The organism is Phycisphaerae bacterium (assembly GCA_012729815.1).
Classification (GTDB): domain Bacteria; phylum Planctomycetota; class Phycisphaerae; order JAAYCJ01; family JAAYCJ01; genus JAAYCJ01.
Map to the genome: position 1 here is coordinate 1 of JAAYCJ010000122.1, position 5,495 is coordinate 5,495.

The 5,495-nt window shown below is 62.1% G+C and carries 5 protein-coding genes; 1 reads left to right on the forward strand and 4 read right to left on the reverse strand.

Annotated elements, in window-relative coordinates; translation table 11 throughout:
- The 4 genes from GXY33_08545 to GXY33_08560 form a co-directional block, all read right to left on the reverse strand.
- A partial coding sequence (locus tag GXY33_08545; GenBank protein ID NLX05178.1) for a GNAT family acetyltransferase occupies nt 1–886 on the reverse strand: 886 nt, incomplete at its 3' end.
- Complete coding sequence (locus tag GXY33_08550) at nt 883–1,218, reverse strand: hypothetical protein (protein NLX05179.1); 336 nt, start codon at nt 1,216–1,218, stop codon at nt 883–885. The genes GXY33_08550 and GXY33_08545, both read right to left, overlap by 4 nt.
- 379 nt (nt 1,219–1,597) lie before the next feature.
- A complete protein-coding gene (locus GXY33_08555; GenBank protein ID NLX05180.1) occupies nt 1,598–1,891 on the reverse strand; it encodes a hypothetical protein in 294 nt (97 codons plus the stop codon).
- Between the two features lie 214 nt (nt 1,892–2,105).
- The gene (locus GXY33_08560; protein NLX05181.1) at nt 2,106–2,759 is read right to left on the reverse strand and encodes a hypothetical protein; all 654 of its coding nucleotides are present in this window, start codon (nt 2,757–2,759) and stop codon (nt 2,106–2,108) included.
- Nucleotides 2,760–3,138: 379 nt separating this feature from the next.
- Between GXY33_08560 and GXY33_08565 the strand changes: the two genes are divergently transcribed.
- Nucleotides 3,139–5,495 (forward strand): DUF87 domain-containing protein (locus GXY33_08565; protein ID NLX05182.1); only part of this gene is annotated, 2,357 nt, incomplete at its 3' end.

Genomic DNA, 5,495 nt, shown 5'->3' on the forward strand with positions numbered 1-5,495 from the left:
CCACCGCCGACTCATTCCCCGCCAACGCAACCACGACCTTCTTCGAAACCCCATGCTCATCCATCCACCGCAAAGCCGACTCCGTCAACCTCCTGCCCAACCCCCGTCCGCGATACCGCGGCTTCAGGTAAAGCGAATCGATCTCGCCGACGCCGCCGCACACGCTGCTGATGCAATACCCCACGTCCCCTCCATGATACACGATCTCAACCCGCAACGCCTTTCCGCCGGCAAGCAGCCCCTCCCTCCTCTGACCAAACGTCCGACCCGATATCTCATCTGAAAACGGCCCGCCCACACCCACGTGAAACTGATTCAGCTCATGCCACAAGGGCGCAACCCGCCCCAGCAGCTCAACGCCCCCGCTGACGATCTCCACCTCGTCCATCCTGACGCCTGGCAATACGCTCCCCTCAGCCGCCGATGACCTCCGATCCTGCACCCCCTCGATGTTCGCCAATACCCTCGTGCCCATACTGACACGCTTCTCCACCGCGTAGCCGTTCGCCTCGTAAAATCCCCGCACCCCCTCGTTCCCCTCCATGATCTGCAGGTTGATCTTCACGCACCCGCGCGACGCCAGACCCCGCTCCGCCCACGACAAAAGCCGCGAACCGATCCCACGCCCCCGACAATCCGGATGAACCGCCAGCGAGTAAATCCATCCTCGGTGCCCATCGTATCCAGCCATCACCGTCCCGACCACCGCTCCATCAACCGTCGCGACCCAAAACAGCCCATCACCCACCGCCAGCTTCTTGTCGATCACCAGACCCGGAGCATTGTGCGCCGCCTCATACCCGAACACCAACTCCCACAGCCGCACCACCTGCCCGCGATGTACCCGCTCGTCAAACGCCACAATCTCAGCCGCCATCGCATTCATCTCCCGATCTCGTCAATCGCAATCTCCGTGCGCCTCGCTTCCGCATTCTTCACGATGCCCAGCGTCGTGAAATCCCCCGGATCCGCGTTCCACGTCAAATAGTTGCCGCGGCTGTCGAAGTAGTATTCCGCCTTCGCCGACGGCGTGGATCGCGCAAAACCTCCCTGCACGACATAGTAAACGGAGCCTCTGACCTCCACCCGATAGGCCCGCACATACGACGGCTGCCACCCCCTGAAATCCGAGATCGTGCGCATGTCGCCCGGCGGACTCTGGTCGGAAAAACGAACGTGATCCACCACCGCCCCCGCCCAAATCAACACCGCCAGCAAACCCCCTCCCATAAGCCCAAGCTTCAAGATGGTCAGAATAGTCCCTCCAGCCTTCCTCATCCGCTCTCCAATCCAAATCCGGTAGGGCGGGTCATGACCCGCCTCTTCGCTCAACCCGCCCCTTCACCCTCGGCATCCGCACCGTTCACTCCGGCAACGCCGCCTTCCTTCCGATGGTCGACCATCCTCATCGCCCTCGAGTCATGGAATGCCGCGTCTGAAGACCTCCCCCATCCATTGCCGATGCTTCCAAACTCAAAAAAATATCCCAACCGCCTCCGCCAGGATCGGCCGAACCAGTTTCTTCCCATCACCCACAGGGACCATTCCCCGACGGCCTGCCCGTCGTGAACAGCCTGCCTGGTCTTCTCGATGATCGTCAGGACGGCTTGCTCATCGCCTTGCGAATCGCGCCGATGATCGCCAACAAAACACCGCCCCCGACGCCGCCGCCCGCCACGCTCGATACGATGGCCGCCAGGTCCGTTCCTCCACTCGCCTGCGCCTGGTCGGCAACGCCCAGCATGGCGAGAAGCTGGCCGCCGAGGCCACCGCCGAGAATACCGACGATGGAGTTGCCCAGCGTCCCCAGACTCAGCTTCTTGAGCAGACCCCCCGCGACGTTACCGCCGATCGCACCCGTGACCAGTTGGATGATCAACTCTGCACTCATCGCATCTCCTTTTGTGTATTACGCTGTTCGTCACTTCGACTCTACCGGGGCCAGATCTGCACCCGAGCCCCAACGTGTCGAGCTCCGCGACACCGCAAGACCACATCATCAATTCGCCGCCGAGGCGGCAGACCGCGTCGGGGCGCGATCGCCTGTTCCCTTCCGCGATTCCACGATCGCGATATGACCTCGCCCCTCATTGTCGAAAGCGGCCTTACTCGATCACCAGCGGTCTCTTCACTTCGTCCAGCTTGGTCGTCTGCTTCTTCATCATCGGGCACATCGGGCACTTGCAGGCCGCGTCTTTGCATTTCTCCATCTCGGATATCACTGCCTGATTGCCGTGCATGGCCTTGCATATCTCCATCATGGTCATCGGAGCCTCGGATACCTTGCCCACCTTGGCCTGCTGCTCGGCGGTCAGGAGTTCCATCGTCTTCTGCCGGGCTTCCTTCTGGATGTCCATGAGTTTCTGAGTCTGTTCGGCGGTCAGGCCAAGGTCGCTTGCCTGGCCGGCGATCGCGAACGGACTGTCGAGATAGATTGGCATCCCGACCATCGCCCGCCACCCATGGATCATCGCCTCCGATACGCCCGCCTTGCGCATCATCTCCATCCGTTCTTTCATCATTGCCTGCTGCTCCGCTATCGCGGGCGGTTCGGCCTCCGTCCCTTGCTCCTCGGCGGTCCATTCCTTCTTGACAATCTCCTCCGCCTTCTCCTTGATCACTTCCACCGCCTGCCCCTTGGCCTCCTCCACCGCCTGCTCTCCTGCCGCGGGCGATTCGGCCTCCTGGGCAACGGCCCAAAGCATGAGCACTCCAACCACGAACACAGCGGTCCCCAACACAACCACCTTGGCCTTCATGACACATCTCCTTCAAGAAATGTTGCAACCCGGCCTCTGCCCCCACGGCAAAGCCCTGGACGCATTATACCACTCCCGTCGGCGGACGCAAGACTCGTCAAATGCCTCCGCCGAACCGCCCCTCAACAGACGCCACGATCGCGCATCTCCTTGGACGCCACAGGGTTCGGGTCCACGTCGACATCGACCCCGTCGCCATCTGTCAACCCGAACACCGCGTCCGACCGCTCCCGCACCTTCCATCGCCTACTCGAACCATCGATGAACCTCAGCGGATCAAAGGAATTTGATTCCGCTATGATCGGTGCTTATACTACCAGCATCGCAGCAGGCCCGATTTCCTGCTATTCCCATCATTCTGCGGTCAGGAGAAGCGAAAATGCGGGACTTCGAAAAACTGGGGGCCTTCTATCTCGGCAAGGAATTCGACCTCGGCGCGGGATGCCGCACGGACAATCTCCTGCTCTACGATGCCAAGGATCTGACCACACACGGAGTCATTGTCGGAATGACCGGCAGTGGCAAGACCGGTCTGGCCATATCACTCCTCGAAGAGGCCGCGATCGACGGCATCCCCGCCATCGCCATCGATCCCAAGGGCGATCTGGGGAATCTGCTCCTGGCGTTCCCCGAACTGACCCCGGCCGATTTCCGGCCCTGGGTCGATGCCGACGAGGCGTCCCGCAAGGGAATGACGACCGATGAACTCGCCGAAAAAACCGCCGAAACCTGGAAGAAAGGACTGGCGGAATGGGACCAGGACGGCGATCGAATACGGCGATACAGACAGGCCGCCGATGTCGTGGTCTACACGCCCGGCAACGCCTCCGGACGCCCGCTGCAAATCCTGCGATCGTTCGCCGCCCCGCCCGCGGAATTCGTCCAGGACGCCGCCGCCCTCCGCGATCGCGTCATGTCCGCCGTCTCCGGATTACTGGGTCTGATGGGAATCGACGCGGACCCGATCCGGAGCCGGGAATACATTCTCCTGTCCAATATACTCGATCGAGCCTGGCGCGAGGGGCGAAGCCTCGACATTGCCGCCCTCATCCACGATGTCCAGAAACCACCGTTCGAAAAAATCGGCGTCTTTGACCTCGAATCGTTCTACTCCGCCAAGGACCGTTTCGCGCTGACGATGGCGCTGAACAACCTGATTGCTTCTCCGGGTTTCTCGGCCTGGATGGAAGGCGAGCCCCTCGAAATACCGCGACTGCTCTACACCCCCGAGGGAAAACCGCGCATCGCGATCGTCTCCATCGCGCATCTCTCCGATGCGGAACGCATGTTCTTTGTGACGATCCTGCTCAACGAAATCCTGAGCTGGGTGCGCGGGCAATCGGGAACCGGCAGTTTGCGAGCCCTTCTCTATATGGATGAGATATTCGGCTTCTTCCCGCCCAGCGCGAACCCGCCATCCAAAACTCCCATGCTCACCCTGCTCAAACAGGCCCGGGCCTTCGGAGTCGGCGTCCTGCTGGCCACTCAGAACCCGGTGGACCTGGACTACAAGGGGTTGTCCAATGCCGGAACCTGGTGGATCGGACGACTGCAGACCGAGCGTGACAAAATGCGGGTCATCGATGGCCTCGAAGGGGCAGCCGCCAGCACGGGATCGACTTTCGATCGCGCCGCAATGGAGCGACTCCTGGCCGGGTTGGGCAACCGGGTATTCCTGATGCGAAACGTGCACGATGACCTGCCCGTCGTGTTTCAAACCCGATGGGCGATGACCTATCTCCGCGGCCCCATGACCTTGCCCCAGATCAAGCAGGCGATGGGAGGGGCGGCCTCCTCCCCACCTTCGACCCCGTCCCTCCAAGGGACGACCCCGGCGAGCCCATCCGCCGCCGAGGTCGCCGCCGCTGCCTCCAGCCGCCGACGACCGGTCCTGCCCCCGGAGATCGCTGAGTATTTCCTTCGTCCCGCCAACCCGCTGGGCGAGGTGATCTATCGGGCCGGTGTCATCGGCGTGGGCAAACTCCACTTCGTCGACGCCAAGGCCGGCGTCGATACCTGGGTCACCCGATCCTTGCTCGCCCCCATCGATGAGAACGGATTCGCGGATTGGGAGGCCGCCCGGATGGAAGGCGATCTCAAGGAGATGCTGGAACAACAGCCGCAAAATGACGCCGGTTTCAGTCCCTTGCCCCCGGCCGCCGCCCGCAAGCAGAATGCCGGCCACTGGCAGAAGACGCTCGTCTCGCACTTCTTCCAAAATGCGACTCTGGACCTGTTCGCCTGCCCGTCCTTGAAGTTGATCTCAAAGCCCGGTGAACCCGAAGGTGAGTTTCATGCCAGGCTCGCCCAGACGCTCCGCGAACTCCGCGATACCGAGGTGGCCAAGATCAAGGCCGACTACGCAGCCAAGCTGCAGACCCTCACCGACCGCGTGCGGCGGGCGGAAGACAAGCTGGCGCGTGAGAAATCGCAGGCCAGCCAGCACAAACTGTCCACCGTGCTGGGCGTCGGAGCCACCCTCCTCGGCGCGCTCCTGGGCCGACGCGCCGCGTCGGTCGGCAACGTGACCCGCGCAACCTCCACAATGCGGAAAGCCGGCAGAATCAGAAAGGAAAACGCCGACGTGGAGCGGGCCAACGAATCCCTCGAACTGAATCGCCAGCGATTGACCGAACTCGAGGACCGCTTTGAACAGGAAGTTGACGCCCTCCACGATCGGTTGGACCCCAATGCGGTCACCGTGGAACGCACCCACCTGCGCCCCCGGAAATCCGA